Below are 15546 nucleotides of genomic sequence, written 5' to 3' on the forward strand. Positions count from 1 at the left end.
CGAAACCGAACCCGGCAAGGACTCAAAGTGCGCGTGCTCAACCGAACCGCTGGTCGCCTGTCCCGGCACCGTCGCGGCCCTCTTGCTGGTCTCGCCGTGCTGCTGCTCGGGCTGCTCATCAGTGGATCCCTCTACACCGCCTTCGCGCCGGCACAGGCCACGAGCCAGGCGAGCCAGGCCGACCAGGTCGCGCAGGGCAAGGAGCTCTTCCTCGCCAGCTGCGCGTTCTGCCACGGCAAGAACGGTGAGGGCATCCCGACCGTCCGCGACGGCTACCAGATCGGCCCGTCGCTGGTCGGTGTCGGAGCCGCGGCGGTCGACTTCCAGGTCGGCACCGGTCGCATGCCGATGGCGAGCCCGGGTGCCCAGGCACCCCGCAAGGCCGTCGTGTTCAACGACGAGGAGGTCGCGGCCCTGGCGGCGTACGTCGCCTCGCTCGCGCCCGGCCCGGCCATCCCGAACCAGTCGGACTACTCGATCGAGGGCCTGTCGGAGGAGGAGCGCCAGGAGGCGATCTCCCGCGGTGGGCAGATCTTCCTGACCAACTGCACGGCCTGCCACAACTTCAACGGCGCCGGCGGCGCGATGCCGCGCGGCGGCTACGCCCCTTCGCTGCACGGCGTCGAGGGCAAGTACATCTACGAGGCGCTGCTGACCGGGCCGCAGAACATGCCCAACTTCAGCAACGGCAACCTCTCCCCCGACGAGAAGCGCGACGTCATCGCCTACCTCGACAGCATCGAGGACACCCCTGAGTACGCCGGCTTCGCGCTCGGCGGCCTGGGTCCGGTCTCCGAGGGCTTGTTCGCGTGGTTGGCCGGCATAGGCTCGTTGGTGGGGGCAGCCGTCTGGATCGCTTCGCACACCACGCGGAGCAAGAAGAGCAAGGTGAACGCGTGAGCCACGACGACCACAGCACGGCCCTCACCCCCGAGGTCCACGACTCGCACGTGCCGACGCACCGCGAGGTCGAGCCGCTCGCCGACCCGGGACTGCCGCCGCACACGTGGCGCCCGACGGACGTCGACCCCAAGGCCGAGAAGCGTGCCGAGCGCCAGATCGCGGCGATGTTCATCGCCGCGATGATCATGGCCGTCCTCTTCGTCGTCGCCTACTTCAGCTTCGAGGTCGGTGACAACTGGGACACCTTCGCCGGCATGGGCGCCTCCACGGTGTCGCTGGGCGTGACCCTGGGCCTCTCCCTGCTGCTCATCGGCATCGGGATCATCCACCTCGCCCGCAAGCTGATGGCGGACGCCGAGATGGTCGAGATGCGCCACCCCGCCGCCTCCCCGCAGGAGGACCGCGACGCCACCATCCAGGCCCTCACCGACGGCCTCGACGAGGCCGGCATCGGCCGCCGCCCGCTCGTGCGCAACACGATGCTCGGTGCCATGGGCGTGCTCGGCCTGCCGGTCGTCGTGCTGCTGCGCGACCTGGCCCCGGGCGATGCCCTCGACACCAGCAAGCTCGCGCACACGATCTGGGAGCCGGAGATGCGCCTCGTGCGCGACGTCGTCGGCACCCCGATCCTCGCCAGCGAGATCGAGGTCGGCGACCTCATCAACGCAGCGCCCGAGGCGATGTTCCCCACCGAGGAGAACGGCTACCCGGAGCTCGAAGGAGCCGAGGAGCAGTCCGAGAAGGCCAAGGGCGCGATCATCATCGTCCGGATGGACCCCGACGACATCACCCCGGCCAAGGGCCGGGAGAAGTGGACCGTCGACGGGATCATCTGCTACTCCAAGATCTGCACCCACGTCGGTTGCCCGATCTCCCTCTACGAGCGCACCACGCACCACGTGCTGTGCCCGTGCCACCAGTCGACCTTCGACCTCGCGGACGCCGCCAAGGTCGTCTTCGGTCCGGCTGCCCGCCCCCTTCCGCAGCTGCCCCTGGCAGTCGACGGAGAGGGCTACCTGGTCGCACAGAGCGACTTCAACGAGCCCATCGGGGCCAGCTACTGGGAGCGTGAGAAGCAGTGAGCACCGACTCAAGGCTCGACACCAGCAAGGTTGCGACCAGCAACCGCACGGATGCCGCGACCGCGTCGAAGCCGAGCCCGGCGGGCTCGCTGGCCTCGTGGGCCGACGACCGCCTCGGGCTCGCCACGGTCATGAAGAAGAACCTGCGCAAGGTCTTCCCCGACCACTGGTCGTTCATGCTCGGCGAGATCGCGCTGTGGAGCTTCGTCGTGCTGCTCCTCACCGGCGTGTTCCTCACCCTGTGGTTCAACCCGTCGATGGGCCACGTGACCTATGAGGGCTCGTACGACCAGCTCCGCGGCATCGGCATGTCCGAGGCGATGGCCTCCACCTTGAACATCTCCTTTGACGTGCGCGGCGGCCTGCTCATGCGCCAGATGCACCACTGGGCCGCGATGATCTTCATCGCCTCGATGATGGTGCACCTGTTGCGCGTCTACTTCACGGGCGCACACCGCAAGCCGCGTGAGCTCAACTGGCTCATCGGCTGCGTGCTGCTGCTGCTCGGCACCCTCGAGGGCTTCACCGGCTACTCGCTCCCCGACGACCTGCTGTCCGGCACCGGCGTCCGCGCCGCGGACGGCTTCCTCAAGGCCACCCCGGTCGCCGGGTCGTACATGTCGTTCCTGCTCTTCGGCGGCGAGTTCCCGGGTGAGTCGATCATCCCGAGGCTCTACATCGTCCACGTGCTGCTGATCCCCGGCATCCTGCTCGCCCTGATCGCCGCCCACATGCTGCTTCTCGTCTACCACAAGCACACCCAGTGGCCCGGGCCCGGCCGCACCGAGCAGAACGTCGTCGGCTACCCGATGCTGCCCGTGTACGCCGCCAAGGCCGGTGGCTTCTTCTTCATGGTCTTCGGCGTCATCGCCCTCATGGGCGGCCTGCTGTCGATCAACCCGGTGTGGAAGTTCGGCCCCTACGACCCGACCAAGGTCACGGCCGGATCGCAGCCCGACTGGTACATGGGCTGGCCCGACGGCCTGCTGCGCATCATGCCCACGGGCTGGGAGTCGGTGATCTTCGGCTACACGATCTCGTGGAACGTGATGATCCCGATCCTCATCGTGCCGCCGCTGATGCTCGTGGTCCTGATGCTGCTCCCGTTCGTCGAAGGCTGGATCACCGGAGACAAGCGCGACCACCACCTGCTCCAGCGCCCGCGCAACGCGCCGACGCGCACCGCGGTGATGGTGGCCCTGATGACGTTCTACGGACTCGCCTGGGCGGCCGGCGGCAACGACATCATCGCCATCAAGCTGCACGCCAGCATCAACCAGATCACGTACTTCATGCGGGTCGCGATCTTCGTCGGCCCCGTGATCGCCTTCTGGATCACACGACGCTGGTGCATCTCGCTCCAGCGCCACGACAACGAGGTACTGCTCCACGGCTACGAGACGGGCATCATCACCCGCTCCCCCGAGGGCCAGTACGCCGAACGGCACCTGCCGATCAGCGGCTCGAGCGCGTACACCCTCACGGCGCGCGAGCGCGACGAGATCCACGCGGTGCAGGGCGACACCGACGCTGCCGGCGTCGCCGCCCCGAACTCCCGCTCGGAGAAGCTGCGCGCCAAGCTCTCGTCGTGGATGTACAGCAACAACGTGCAGAAGCCGACCCGCGCCGAGCTCGAGGAGGCGCACCACCACGCCGAGCACGAGGCCGAGCTCCAGTCGGGACTCGACCACCCGGTCGACGGTCACCAGTTCGACGACCACCGGCTGCGTGACACCGACGAGGTACCGCTCCGCGACCACTGAGTCACACGTACGACGCTTCGACCAAGGCCCGCCGGGATGATCCCGGCGGGCCTTCGTCGTCCGGAGGGTTCGCTGTCAGGGTGGCGGCATACGACACCCCGGCCGCCAAGGTGGCGGCATACGACACCTCAACGGCGACGTGGTCTGCCGGATCCCGCCAGGGTCAGGGCCAACCGATGTCGTGTGCCGCCATCCAAGAGCTCGACATCGCGCGGGACGTCACGCCGCGTCACCGGACCCGGGTGCTGCGCGCCGGCGCTTGGGCAGCCGAGGATTGACCCGCGCGAGAAACGCGGCCTGACCCGAGTCCGTGAAGAGGGACTTGCGCAGTTCGTCGTGCCAGGGCCGGATCCGGCTCGGGTCGTGTGGACGCCCGAGCGACCGATCGGCATCCTGGAGCACCGTGACACCACGTCGAAGGATGTCCCCAGAGGTGTAGCCGCGGCGCACATACCCGGCGGCATCGATGGCTCGGTCTCGTCGACGGTCCTTGACGCGACGTGGCGCCTTCTCGTGCTCGTCGCCGTCGTACTCGGGAGCCGCATCCGTACCAACAATCCGCAGGTCAACTCGAGCAACCTCGGTGCCGGTGTCGTCGCGAATGACGTACTGCGGCTCGACGTCGACGCCGCAGAGGACGTGGAGCAGACGAGTCAGGGTCTCGAACGGTGACTCGGAGCACCCGTCGGCCAGCGCCAGTGCCCTCTCGAGGGCCTTCGCCCCAGGTCGCCTCGGCCGCACCACCGCCTTGATCGCGGCCTCGTCACACTGCTTCGTGTGCAGGACGCAGTCGAGGAGCACGACCATGTCGATCAGGCACAGCCACCGCGCGCAAGCGAGCAGGGTCTCCGGGATCGCGGCACAGCGCACCCCACCGATCTCCTCGAAGGGAATCGCACGTGTGTGGCGACTCGTACGCACGCCGGCTCGCATGGGGCGCGGATCGTCGAGTCCCAGCGCCATGAAGACCGGTGCTCCCGGTGGGAGTGGAGGCAGCCACCAACCGCGGATCTCAGCGCTGGTCAGGGCCGTGAAGCAGCCCTCGTCGGTCATCAGCAGTTGCCACGCGTGCAGCGATGCCAGCAGGTCCTGGCCCAGGTCCGCCCGCCTGTGCACGGCGTGGGACTCCCGGACGTACGACACCGCGCGCGGGTGTCCTCGGACTGCGAGGGGGAGGTCGGCGTCGGGGCGGCGGGCGATGTCCATGCCGCGACGTTCGTCCGCCCGCAGGTGAGGTCGCCATCGCACGTCTCTCGGCCTGTGCAAAGGCTGGCCGCTGGCCTGGCTGTGGACTGATTCTGGCGCGGTCGCGCAGGGCGATGTCACCCTGGCGGCGTACGACAACCGATCGGCGCGGGATGGCGGCATACGACATTGATCCGCTCCTCAGGCGGGTCGTATGCCGCCACCCTCGCCGGGCGTACGTCGTATGCCGCCACCCTCGCCAGGCGGGTCGAATGCCGCCACCCTCGCCGGGCGTACGTCGTATGCCGCCACCCAGAGCGGCGGACGCCTCCACGCTCCTCAGGAGAGGGCGGAGCCGGTCTTCCAGTCGGGGAAGGAGAGGTTCCAGTCGCCGTAACCGTTCTCGAGGGTCATCTGGCGCTCGGTGCCGGTGTACTCGACGACGTCGCCGCGGCGGCTCATGGCGTAGAGCCAGCCGGCGTCGGCGGTCGACATGCCGGTGCAGCCGTGGGAGACGTTGGCGTAGCCCTGAGAGCCGACCGACCACGGAGCGGCGTGGATGAACTCGCCGGAGTAGGTGACCCGCATGGCCCACTGCACGTCGTCGATGTCGTAAGCCTCGGGGCTGTCGCGGTTGATGCCGACGGTCTCGGAGTTCATCCGCTTCTCGGCGAACTTCTCGATGATCACCTTCGTGCCGGAGCGCGTGATGAAGCCGGCCTTGCCGGTGGTGATCGGGAGGGTGCGCAGCAGCGCCCCGTTGGAAAAGACCTGCATCTGGTGGGTCTGGGCGTTCACCTTGTAGACGTGGGCGTCGCCGATCTGGAAGTCGATCGTGCGCGACTCCTGGCCGTAGATCCCGTTGCCCGCGGGGAGGCTGTTGAGGTCGAGGTCGACCGAGACGTCGGTGCCGGCCTTCCAGTACGACGCGGGGCGGAAGTGCGCCTCCTGGTCGTTCAGCCAGCGCCACGAGCCGCGCTGGGCGGGCGCGCTGGTGACATGCATGTGCTTCTCGAAGAGCGCGCGATCGGTGACGGGGACATCGAAGGTGACGATAACCGGCATGCCCACGCCGACCGTCTCGCCGTCGAGCGGCGCGATCGAGGCGTAGGTCTGCTCCTGGAGCGTCAGGTCGACGGTACGGAAGGAACGGGTGCGCTCGATGCTCCGCCCGTCGCTGCGGGTGGTGGAGGCGGTGATGACGTAGTCGGTGCCGGGCTCGAGGCGGTCCTCGGCGGTCCAGTCCCCGTCGGCGACCTTGCCGGCGAGGGACCCCGCCGCCGAGGTGACCTCGACGTCGTCGAGCGTGCCGCCCTCGGCGCTCACCGTGAGCGGGGCGTCGATGGGCACGGCCGTCGCGTCGGTGAAGCTCGTCGCGAGCCGTACGGGCTCGGGCTTCGCGGACTCGGAGGCACCCGTCGCACCGGGACCGTCGGCGTCACCGGAGCCAGACCCGTTGTCCGTCGTCGAGGTGCAGGCGGCGAGCCCGCCGGCGAGCGTCAGCAGCGCTGCCGCGATGGTCGTACGACGGCGCGCGGAGCGCCATGGACCGGACGCGCGAGTGCGCATGCGACGAACCCCCAGGAATGTGCGATGAGCCGAAATCAGAAGAGCCCGTCCAGCGTACGTCGCGGACGGGCCCTTCGGTAAAAGCGAGGCAGGCCAGGCCTAGTGAGCGTGCTCACCGCGGTAGTACTCGAAGATGAAGCCGCACAGGACGACCGCACCGACGGTGAAGCCGATGAAGACCAGCCACCACGCGGCCAGCGCGGTACCGTAGACGATCACGCCGAGCGCGAGGGCGCACCAAAGGGGCCACCAGGAGTAGGGCGGGAAGAAGCCCAGCTCGCCGGCGCCGTCGGCGATCTCGCCCTCCTTGCGGTCCTCCGGGCGCGGATCCATGCGCGAGGCGTGGAACCCGAGGTAGAGGGTGACCATGCCGAACAGCAGCGTGGTCATGACCAGGGCTGACGTGCCGGTCGGGTCCTCGGTGAGGAACCAGTACGCCGGCGAGACGACCCCCACGAAGAGTGCGGTGATGCCGAAGACCCAGGCTTCTGCCTTCATCGGTTGTCTCCCTCAGTGGTGTCGCCGTCGACGCGCTCGCGCAGCATCTCCTCGCGGCCCTGCACCTCCGGCGCGTCGACCACGTCGCTCTCACCCTCGGCGTCGTTCTCGTGGAGCTCCATGAGTGCGATCTCCGGGTGGTGCAGGTCGAAGGCCGGCGACTCGGAGCGGATCCGAGGGAGGGTGTGGAAGTTGTGGCGCGGCGGCGGGCAGCTGGTGGCCCACTCGAGCGAGCGTCCCCAGCCCCACGGGTCGTCGACCTCGATCTTCGGGCCCTTGGAGGAGATGTAGACGTTGTAGAGGAACGGCAGCGTCGAGGCGCCGAGCAGGAACGCTCCCACCGTCGAGATCTGGTTCAGCGTGGTGAAGCCGTCCTCGGGCAGGTAGTCGGCGTAGCGACGGGGCATGCCCTCGACGCCGAGCCAGTGCTGCACGAGGAACGTGGTGTGGAAGCCCACGAACAGGATCCAGAAGTGGAGCTTGCCGAGCCGCTCGTCGAGCATCTTGCCCGTCATCTTCGGCCACCAGAAGTAGAACCCGGCGAACATCGCGAAGACGACGGTGCCGAAGACGACGTAGTGGAAGTGCGCGACCACGAAGTAGGAGTCGGACACGTGGAAGTCCAGCGGCGGGCTGGCCAGGATCACACCGGTGAGGCCACCGAAGAGGAAGGTCGTGAGGAAGCCGATCGCCCACAGCATCGGAGTGTCGAAGGACAGAGATCCCCCCCACATCGTGCCGATCCAGTTGAAGAACTTCACTCCCGTGGGCACCGCGATCAGGAACGTCATGCCGGAGAAGAACGGCAGGTCGACCGCGCCGGTGACGAACATGTGGTGCGCCCACACGGCCACCGACAGCATGGCGATGCCGAGCGTCGCGGCGACCAGGCCGACGTAGCCGAAGATCGGCTTGCGGCTGAAGACCGGCAGCACCTCGGAGATGATGCCGAAGAACGGCAGCGCGATGATGTAGACCTCGGGGTGCCCGAAGAACCAGAACAGGTGCTGCCACAGGATCGGCCCGCCGTGCGACGGGTCGAAGACGTGGGCTCCGAGTATCCGGTCGGCCTCCAGCGAGAGCAGCGCGCCGGCGAGGATCGGGAACACCATGATCACGAGCATGCTGGTGATGAGGGTGTTCCAGACGAAGATCGGCATCCGGAACATGGTCATGCCGGGCGCGCGCATGCAGATGATCGTGGTGATGAAGTTGACGCCACCGAGGATCGAGCCGAGGCCGGCCATCCAGAGGCCCATGATCCAGAGGTCGCCACCGACACCCGGACTGCGTACGGCGTCGGAGAGCGGCGTGTAGGCGAACCAGCCGAAGTCGGCGGCTCCCTGCGGGGTCAGGAACCCGGAGCCGGCGATGATGCCGCCGAACAGGAACAGCCAGTAGCTGAACATGTTGAGCCGCGGGAACGCCACGTCGGGCGCGCCGATCTGCAGCGGCATGATGACGTTGGCGAAGCCGAAGAACAGAGGCGTCGCGAACAGCAGCAGCATGATCGTGCCGTGCATCGTGAAGAGCTGGTTGTAGAGCTGCTCGCTCACGACCTGCTGGCCCGGGTAGGCCAGCTCGGAGCGGATCAGCATGGCCATCAGACCGGCGATGAGGAACCACGCGAACGAGGTGCCCAGGTAGAGCTTGCCGATCAGCTTGTGGTCGGTCGTGGTCAGCAGTCGTACGACCTGCTCGCCCAGGGCCTTGCGCGGCTGCTCGCCGCCGGGCGTGTGCGATGCCGACTGGGTGACGGTGGGGGCGCTCACTCCTCGCTCCCTTCCTGGGACTGGCTCTCGTCCAGACCCGTCTGCGTGGTCACGTTGGCGCCTCCGATGATCGGCTGCTCGGCGGTCTGGCCGGCGTCGGCCAGGTCGGAGATGTACTGCTGGTACTCCGCCTCGCTGACGACCTTGACCTTGAAGAGCATCCGCGAGTGGTAGACCCCGCAGAGCTCGTAGCACTTGCCGACGTAGTCGCCCTCGACGGTCGGGGTCACCTGGAGCTGGTTGAGGCGCCCCGGGATCACGTCCATCTTGATCAGGAACGACGGCACGCCGAAGTCGTGGATCACGTCGGGCGAGCGCAGGTTGAACTGGATGCGCTGGTCGACGGGGAGGACCAGCGTCGGGATCTCGCTGCCGTCACCCGAGGTGTAGACGTAGGAGTCGTACGCGTAGTCGTCCGGCTGGCCGGTGGCGTCGGGGTTCTGCTCGCCGACGCCGTGGTTGAAGGTCCACGACCACTGCTGCCCGGTCACCTCGACGGTCACGTCGGGCGTGGTCAGCTCGGTCTGGATGTCCTGGACGCGCACGGTGTGGAAGAAGAACACGATGCACATCAGGACCGGGGCGATCGTGTAGAAGACCTCGAGCGGCAGGTTGTAGCGCGTCTGCCGCGGCACCTCGTCGTCACTGCGGCGACGGAACTTCACCACGACGTAGAAGATGAGGCCCCAGACGATGACGCCGGTCACCATCGCGGCGACCCAGGCCCATTTCCAGAGCTCGTAGGTGTAGGGGCCCTGCTCCGTGATGCGGTCGGGCATGGCGAGGTTGCGGATCTGGTGCTCGTCGGCTGCAGAGCACCCGGCCAGCACCAGCATCGTCACGCCGAGCAGCGCGACCCTCAGGAAGCGCCGTGCCGGCGCGCCCGAGATCTTGGGGACTTGCAGACCCACTGACGAGCCTCTCTCTCGGTCCATCTCCGACGTGCAAAGACTATCCCCCACAGGCCGCATCGTGCGGGGCAGGGTCGGGTGTCGCGGACGGGTGGCAGAGTTCGCCGTGTGACAGCGCCCGTGCCTCCGGGAGGAGACCTCGACAGCGCGTCCGCCTCGCCGTTGCACCCGGCGGCGCGGGAGGTGCTGCTCGCTGCGCTCGAGCGGGGGTACGCCGACCCGCGCCGGTTGCATCGCGCCGGTCGCGACGCGCGGCTGCTGCTCGACAACGCCCGCGAGGCGACGGCCGACGCCCTCGGCGTACGCGCCGACGAGGTCACCTTCACGCCGAGCGGCACGCACGCGGTCCACCTCGGTCTGCTGGGGCTGGTGCGCGGGTCGCGCCGCGGCACGTGGGTGGTCCATCCCTCCATCGAGCACTCCGCTGTCCGGCACGCGGTCGCGTGGGGTGCCGACGGCAACGACGAGGGCGTGCACGTCGACCGCGAGGGTCGGGTCGACGAGGGCAGCCTGGTCGCGGACGCCTGCTCACCGAACGTCGGTGTCGTCGCGCTCCAGACCGCCAACCACGAGGTCGGCACGGTCCAGCCCGTCGGCGAGTTCGAGCTGCCCAACAACATCCCGCTCTTCACCGACGCGTGTGCGTCGATGGGCCGGCTCCCGCTGCCCCACGGCTGGGCCGCGGCTGCCGGTTCCGCGCACAAGTGGGGCGGTCCGGCCGGGGTCGGCGTGCTGCTCGTGCGCAAGCGCGCCCGCTGGCGCAACCCGTTCCCCGGCGACGACCGGATCGACGAGCGTTCGACGGGCTTCGAGAACGTCCCGGCCGTCCTGGCCGCGGCCGCGGCGCTGCAGGCCGTGGTGGCCGAGCGCGAGGAGGTCAACGCCCGTCAGCACGCGCTCGTGGACGTCGTACGCCGCCGGGTCGCGGCCGAGGTGCCCGACGTGGAGGTGGTGGGCGACCCCGTACGCCGACTCCCCCACCTGGTGACGTTCTCGTGCCTCTACGTCGACGGCGAGGCGCTGGTCACCGAGCTCGACCGCCGCGGCTTCGGCATCGCCAGCGGCTCGGCCTGCACCGCCTCGACGCTCACGCCCAGCCACGTGCTCGAGGCGATGGGCGTGCTGACCCACGGCAACGTGCGCCTCTCCCTGCAGCGCGACACCACGCGGGCCGACGTCGACGCGTTCTGCGACGCGCTGCCCGGCGTCGTGGCCGGGATCCGGGCGCGGGTGGGGATGTGAGCCCAGTCGACGTCGCGCTGGAGCTGGACTGCCGCACGCTGCCCTGCCCGATGCCGGTGATCGAGCTCGCCCGGCACCTCACGGACGTCGCCGTCGGCGAGCTGCTGGCCGTGGTCGCGCACGACCCGGCCGCCGCGGTCGACGTGCCCGCCTGGTGCCGGATGAAGGAGCAGGAGTACGTCGGCGCGGACACCGCCGACGACGGCGCCCCGCGCTATGTCGTACGCCGGCTCAGCTGAGGGTCGCGCGCCTACCTAGGGACGTTTTCGTGGGTGAACCACGGTCCCGACCTACCAGATCGTCCCTAGATACGCAGCCCGAGACGCCAGCCCGCAGGTCAGGGACGGATGGTCTGGAGGTGCGGCTCGAAGTCGGCGACGGCCTCGTCCCCGTACGTCGCCGCGCACCGCGCGAGGAAGGCACTGCGGGAGATCTCGTACTCCTGGGTGCCGACCTGCTCGACGACGTAGACGGCGAGGAGGCAGCCGAGCTGGGCGGCGCGCTCGTGGCCGAGGCCCCAGCTCAGGGCGGCCAGGAAGCCCGCGCGGAACGCGTCGCCGACGCCGGTGGGCTCGACCTTCTCGATCTCGGGGACCGCGGCCACGACGACGGACTCCTCGCCGGCGCGGTCGATGCGTACGCCGGCGGGGCCGAGCGTGACGACCCAGGTGCCGACCCGCGAGAGGACCTCCTCGACGCTCCAGCCGGTCTTCTGGGTGATGAGGCTGGCCTCGTACTCGTTGGAGAACAGGATCTCCGCGCCGTCGATCAGCGGGCGGATGAGGTCGCCGTCGCCGAAGGCGAGCTGCTGCGAAGGGTCAGCCAGGAACGGGTAGCCGCGCTGGCGGCACTCCTCGGTGTGGCGCAGCATCCCCTGCGGGTCGTCCGGGCCGATGATCACGAAGTCGGGAGCGCCGACACGGTCGACGATCGGCTTGAGCTCGATCTCGCGCGACTCGCTCATCGCACCGGCGTAGAAGCTGGCGATCTGGGCGTGCGCGCTGTCGTTGGTGCATACGAAGCGCGCGGTGTGGCGGGTCTCGGAGACGTGGACCGAGTCGCAGTCGACGTTGTGCCGCTCGAGCCATGCGCGGTACTCCGCGAAGTCCTCGCCGACGGCGCCGACGAGCACCGGTCGCAGGCCCAGGTTGCCGAGGCCGAAGCAGATGTTGGCGGCGCACCCGCCGCGGCGTACCTCGAGGTCCTCGACCAGGAAGGACACCGACAGCTTGTCGAGCTGGTCGACGACCAGGCTGTCGGCGAACCGGCCCGGGAAGGACATCAGGTGGTCGGTCGCGATGGATCCGGCAACGAGGAGGGACACGACGCGCAACACTACCCTTGGGTACGACTCGGGATACCCCGCAGTAGCCAATAGCGTCGACGCCATGACGACGTCACAGCCCGGATCCAGCCGCGCCTCCCACCTGGTCCACGACGAGCTGGGGACCCCCGCCGAGATGGCCGCCGACGGCCGCGAGGCGGGACGCAACCTCGGGCTCGACGCCCGCCTCGAACGTCGCTTCGACCGCGCCGCCCGGGCCGCCGTCGGCACGCCGCCCAGCATCCGCTTCGAGGACTACCCGGCCGAGGTCGGCAAGCGCGAGATCCGGGTCTCCGACGCGGCCGCCCGCCTGGCCAACGCGATGCACCTGCACCTCGACTGACCCGACCACCGACTGAGCATCACCCGCTCAACGACGAAGGGCCCCAGCCAATCGGCTGGGGCCCTTCGTCTGCGTCACATCAGTGGAACGAGTCGCCGCACGCGCACGAACCCGTGGCGTTGGGGTTGTCGATCGTGAAGCCCTGCTTCTCGATGGTGTCGACGAAGTCGATCTCGGCACCGTTGAGGTAGGGAACGCTCATCCGGTCGACGACGACGGTCACGCCGTCGAAGTCGGTGGTGACGTCGCCGTCGAGGGTGCGCTCGTCGAAGAAGAGCTGGTAGCGCAGTCCCGAGCAGCCACCAGGCTGCACGGAGATGCGCAGGGCCAGGTCGTCGCGACCCTCCTGCTCGAGGAGGCTCTTGATCTTGCCGGCAGCGACATCGGACAGGTTGATCTGGTCGGTGCGGCGCTCGGTGGTCTCGGCCTGCTCGGTCATCTCATCACTCCAGAAGTCTCGGGTACTGCTTGGCTCAATGGTCGCACACGCCGCGATATTCCCAGCCTCCTTGTCACGCCCGCGGCAGGCGTACCTCGAACCGCGCTCCCCCGTCGCTCTCGCCGATGCGTACCGTGCCGCCGTGCCGTTCGGCCACCGCCCGGGCGATCGAGAGCCCGAGGCCCGTGCCGGCACCATGGGTCCGGGCGGGGTCACCGCGTCGGAATCGTTCGAAGACCGTTTCGCGCAGCGCCGGCTCGATGCCCGCTCCGTCGTCGGCGACGACGAGGAGCGTGCCGGACTCGTCCTGGTGGCAGGCGACCTCGACACGTACGCGCGCATGGCGTACGCCGTTGGCGAGCAGGTTGCCCACCATCCGGGCCAGGTCGTCCCGGCTGCCGCGCACCGGGGCTGCGGACACGCCACCGGTGTCGACCACGACGGTGGTGCCCGGACGTACGCGGGCCACCTCCTCCAGGACGACGTCGTCGAGGTCGACCAGCGTCCAGCCGGTCACCGGCGACGAGTCCTGGCGTGCCAGGAAGAGGAGGTCCCGCACCAGCCGCTCCATCCGGTCGGTGTCGGCCAGGAGGTCGGCGGCCACCTCGCGCCATGCCTTCGGATCGTCGTGCCGTTGCGCGACCTCGAGCTGCGCCCGGTAGGCCGCCAGTGGGCTCTGGAGCTCGTGGGCGGCATCGGCGACGAACGCGCGCTGGCGACGGTGGGCCTCCTCGACCGGCCGGAGCGTGCGACCGAGGAGCAGCCACAGCAGGCCGCCGGCCGCCACCAGCACGAGCGGCATCGCCACGAGGAGGGCCAGTCCCAGGGCCACGACGTCCTCACGGATCGACTCTCGGCTGGCGCCGACGACGGCCGTGTAGCTACCGTCGGGCCCCTCCTCAGTCACCACCCACGCCCGGTAGTCCTCCGTCTCGTCGTCGTCGGGCACGTCGTCGAGGTCGACCTGCACCGCCTCGTCGCCGGCACTCCGCACATCCGTGATGGCGGGCGCCCCGGTCAGGCCGTCGGACGCTGCCAAGACCGAGCCGTCGGGGCCGATGACCTGACCGACGGCGTCGTCGCCGATGTCGGCCAGCAGCGCGGGCACGGCGCTGTCGGCCGCAAGCGTGGCGAGGTCCGCTGCCCGGCCGCGGGCGAGGTCGTCGGCGGACGAGAGGACCTGGCGCTGGAAGAGCACGAGCACGAGGGCGCTCGCGGCCACCAGCACGACCGCGGAGACGGCCGTGGCGACGCCGGTCAGGCGACGCCGGGTGTGCATCAGGCGTCCTGCGCGTCGAGCCGGTAGCCGACGAGGCGGACCGTCTGGATGCTGTGCCGACCGAAGGGCTCGTCGATCCGGGTGCGGAGCTGGCGCACGTAGACCTCGACGATGTTGGGGTCGCCCTCGAAGGCGAAGTCCCAGACGTGGGCGAGGATCTCCGACTTCGGCACCACCTCGCCCGTGCGGCGCATCAGCAGCTCGAGCAGCGAGAGCTGGCGCGGCGTGAGCGGCACCTCGACGTCGCCCCTCCACACGCGGTGGGCGGCCGGATCGAGACGGAGGTCGCCGACCACGAGCTCGGTCGGGCGCGGCCCGCTCCCCCGACGTACGAGCGCCCGCAGCCGGGCCACCAGCACGGCGTACGAGAACGGCTTGCCGAGGAAGTCATCGGCACCGCCGTCGAGTGCGCGGGCCTCGTCGTCGGGCTGGTCCTGCGCGGTGAGCATGAGGATCGGGGTCCAGTCGCCACGCTCGCGGAGCTCGGCGCAGAGGTCGAGCCCGCTCACGCCGGGCAGCATCACGTCGAGGACCAGGGCGTCGTAGTCGTTCTCCCCGGCGAGCCAGCGGCCGTCCTCGCCGTCGAGTGCCACGTCGACGGCATAGCCCTCGGCCTCCAGTCCGCGCCGCAGCGCTCCGGCCACCCGCTTGTCGTCCTCCACGACCAGGATCCGCACCCGCCCACGGTCGCACGCCCCGGCTGAAGGCGCGCTGAAGGGCGGCTGAAGGATCGCGACCGTCCGTTCAGCGTGGCTTCAGCGCACGCCGTCCATGCTGGGTGTCGACGGAACATCCGAGGCCTGGAAAGGTGCATGTCATGAAGCGCAGCAAGAAGATCATCGTGGCGACGACAGCAGCCGGGATCGTGGTGATCGGTGGCGCGGGCGCCGCTCTCGCGGGTGGCAACGACGACGACGCCAGCGACCGGCCGATCGAGGGTCCGGCGCTCGAGCAGGCCTCCGACGCCGCACTCGCAGAGACCGGTGGCGGCACCGTGACCGAGACCGAGCAGGGCGACGAGGAGAGCCTCTACGAGGTCGAGGTCACCCTCGACAACGGCGACCAGGTCGACGTGCAGCTCGACGAGGAGTTCCAGGTCGTGGGGACGAAGACCGAGTCGGGCGGCGAGACCGACGACTGACGTCGGTCGCGGCTAGCGCGACCACCTCAGCGCGACCACCTCAGCGCGACCACCTCAGCGCGACCACCTCAGCGCGACCACCTCAGCGCGACCAC

At 69.4% G+C, this 15546-nt stretch carries 16 protein-coding genes; 7 read left to right on the top strand and 9 right to left on the bottom strand.

The features are described 5' to 3' along the window. Positions 1 to 27: 27 nt before the first annotated feature. The 3 genes from qcrC to qcrB are packed head-to-tail and all read left to right on the top strand — an operon-like array spanning position 28 to position 3748. Entirely contained in the window at positions 28 to 900 is an 873-nt protein-coding gene (qcrC, locus tag EUA94_RS19780; RefSeq protein WP_129428567.1) for a cytochrome bc1 complex diheme cytochrome c subunit, read from the top strand. Then, the gene (gene qcrA, locus EUA94_RS19785) at positions 897 to 1985 is read left to right on the top strand and encodes a cytochrome bc1 complex Rieske iron-sulfur subunit (RefSeq protein ID WP_165357061.1); all 1089 of its coding nucleotides are present in this window, start codon (positions 897 to 899) and stop codon (positions 1983 to 1985) included. The genes qcrC and qcrA overlap by 4 nt, the downstream gene beginning before the upstream one ends. Further along, positions 1982 to 3748: a cytochrome bc1 complex cytochrome b subunit gene (qcrB, locus tag EUA94_RS19790; protein ID WP_422879909.1), complete on the top strand. Its 1767-nt coding sequence runs from the start codon at positions 1982 to 1984 to the stop codon at positions 3746 to 3748. The genes qcrA and qcrB overlap by 4 nt, the downstream gene beginning before the upstream one ends. Before the next feature lie 219 nt (positions 3749 to 3967). Here qcrB and EUA94_RS19795 read toward each other — a convergent pair whose 3' ends face one another. The 5 genes from EUA94_RS19795 to ctaC all read right to left on the bottom strand — a co-directional run bounded on the left by EUA94_RS19795 (position 3968) and on the right by ctaC (position 9683). Further along, complete coding sequence (locus EUA94_RS19795; protein ID WP_129428568.1) at positions 3968 to 4954, bottom strand: hypothetical protein; 987 nt, start codon at positions 4952 to 4954, stop codon at positions 3968 to 3970. Positions 4955 to 5272: 318 nt separating this feature from the next. Further along, a complete protein-coding gene (locus EUA94_RS19800) occupies positions 5273 to 6502 on the bottom strand; it encodes a L,D-transpeptidase (RefSeq protein ID WP_129428569.1) in 1230 nt (409 codons plus the stop codon). A 99-nt stretch (positions 6503 to 6601) separates the two neighbouring features. Beyond that, on the bottom strand, positions 6602 to 7000 hold the full coding sequence (locus EUA94_RS19805) for a cytochrome c oxidase subunit 4 (RefSeq protein ID WP_129428570.1): 399 nt from the start codon (positions 6998 to 7000) through the stop codon (positions 6602 to 6604). Then, a complete protein-coding gene (gene ctaD, locus EUA94_RS19810; RefSeq protein ID WP_242495051.1) occupies positions 6997 to 8706 on the bottom strand; it encodes an aa3-type cytochrome oxidase subunit I in 1710 nt (569 codons plus the stop codon). The genes EUA94_RS19805 and ctaD overlap by 4 nt, the downstream gene beginning before the upstream one ends. A 62-nt stretch (positions 8707 to 8768) precedes the next feature. Next, the gene (gene ctaC / locus EUA94_RS19815) at positions 8769 to 9683 is read right to left on the bottom strand and encodes an aa3-type cytochrome oxidase subunit II (RefSeq protein WP_242495042.1); all 915 of its coding nucleotides are present in this window, start codon (positions 9681 to 9683) and stop codon (positions 8769 to 8771) included. Positions 9684 to 9791: 108 nt separating this feature from the next. Here ctaC and EUA94_RS19820 point away from each other — a divergent pair, with 108 nt between their 5' ends. Next, entirely contained in the window at positions 9792 to 10925 is a 1134-nt protein-coding gene (locus EUA94_RS19820; protein WP_242495043.1) for a cysteine desulfurase family protein, read from the top strand. Further along, complete coding sequence (locus EUA94_RS19825) at positions 10922 to 11164, top strand: sulfurtransferase TusA family protein (RefSeq protein ID WP_242495044.1); 243 nt, start codon at positions 10922 to 10924, stop codon at positions 11162 to 11164. The genes EUA94_RS19820 and EUA94_RS19825 overlap by 4 nt, the downstream gene beginning before the upstream one ends. Before the next feature lie 98 nt (positions 11165 to 11262). On the opposite strand, the gene EUA94_RS19830 is transcribed toward EUA94_RS19825, so the two are convergent. Then, positions 11263 to 12249, bottom strand: coding sequence for a carbohydrate kinase family protein (locus tag EUA94_RS19830; RefSeq protein WP_129428573.1), 987 nt, complete (start codon positions 12247 to 12249; stop codon positions 11263 to 11265). A 64-nt stretch (positions 12250 to 12313) separates the two neighbouring features. Between EUA94_RS19830 and EUA94_RS19835 the strand changes: the two genes are divergently transcribed. Further along, positions 12314 to 12592: a hypothetical protein gene (locus EUA94_RS19835; RefSeq protein ID WP_129428574.1), complete on the top strand. Its 279-nt coding sequence runs from the start codon at positions 12314 to 12316 to the stop codon at positions 12590 to 12592. 79 nt (positions 12593 to 12671) lie between these two features. Here EUA94_RS19835 and erpA read toward each other — a convergent pair whose 3' ends face one another. From erpA to EUA94_RS19850, 3 genes are all read right to left on the bottom strand, one after another. Beyond that, positions 12672 to 13031 (bottom strand): iron-sulfur cluster insertion protein ErpA, encoded by a 360-nt coding sequence (gene erpA, locus EUA94_RS19840; protein WP_129428575.1) that lies wholly within the window; start codon positions 13029 to 13031, stop codon positions 12672 to 12674. 73 nt (positions 13032 to 13104) lie between these two features. Then, positions 13105 to 14310: a sensor histidine kinase gene (locus EUA94_RS19845; protein WP_129428576.1), complete on the bottom strand. Its 1206-nt coding sequence runs from the start codon at positions 14308 to 14310 to the stop codon at positions 13105 to 13107. Beyond that, positions 14310 to 14987 carry a response regulator transcription factor gene (locus EUA94_RS19850; protein WP_129428577.1) on the bottom strand — a complete coding sequence of 226 codons (678 nt, stop codon included), beginning with the start codon at positions 14985 to 14987 and terminating at the stop codon, positions 14310 to 14312. Before EUA94_RS19850 ends, EUA94_RS19845 begins: the two co-directional genes overlap by 1 nt. Before the next feature lie 140 nt (positions 14988 to 15127). On the opposite strand from EUA94_RS19850, the gene EUA94_RS19855 reads away from it, so the two are divergent. Then, positions 15128 to 15451, top strand: coding sequence for a PepSY domain-containing protein (locus EUA94_RS19855; RefSeq protein ID WP_129428578.1), 324 nt, complete (start codon positions 15128 to 15130; stop codon positions 15449 to 15451). Positions 15452 to 15546 lie beyond the last annotated feature (95 nt).

It is taken from the genome of Nocardioides zhouii (assembly GCF_004137345.1).
GTDB classification, from domain to species: domain Bacteria; phylum Actinomycetota; class Actinomycetes; order Propionibacteriales; family Nocardioidaceae; genus Nocardioides; species Nocardioides zhouii.

Excerpts from the sequence above, each read along its gene's own strand:
- EUA94_RS19795 (WP_129428568.1), bottom strand. The coding sequence starts at position 4,954 with ATGGACATCGCCCGCCGCCCCGACGCCGACCTCCCCCTCGCAGTCCGA.
- EUA94_RS19800 (WP_129428569.1), bottom strand. The coding sequence starts at position 6,502 with ATGCGCACTCGCGCGTCCGGTCCATGGCGCTCCGCGCGCCGTCGTACG.
- EUA94_RS19805 (WP_129428570.1), bottom strand. The coding sequence starts at position 7,000 with ATGAAGGCAGAAGCCTGGGTCTTCGGCATCACCGCACTCTTCGTGGGG.
- EUA94_RS19835 (WP_129428574.1), top strand. The coding sequence starts at position 12,314 with ATGACGACGTCACAGCCCGGATCCAGCCGCGCCTCCCACCTGGTCCAC.
- erpA (WP_129428575.1), bottom strand. The coding sequence starts at position 13,031 with ATGACCGAGCAGGCCGAGACCACCGAGCGCCGCACCGACCAGATCAAC.
- EUA94_RS19845 (WP_129428576.1), bottom strand. The coding sequence starts at position 14,310 with ATGCACACCCGGCGTCGCCTGACCGGCGTCGCCACGGCCGTCTCCGCG.
- EUA94_RS19855 (WP_129428578.1), top strand. The coding sequence starts at position 15,128 with ATGAAGCGCAGCAAGAAGATCATCGTGGCGACGACAGCAGCCGGGATC.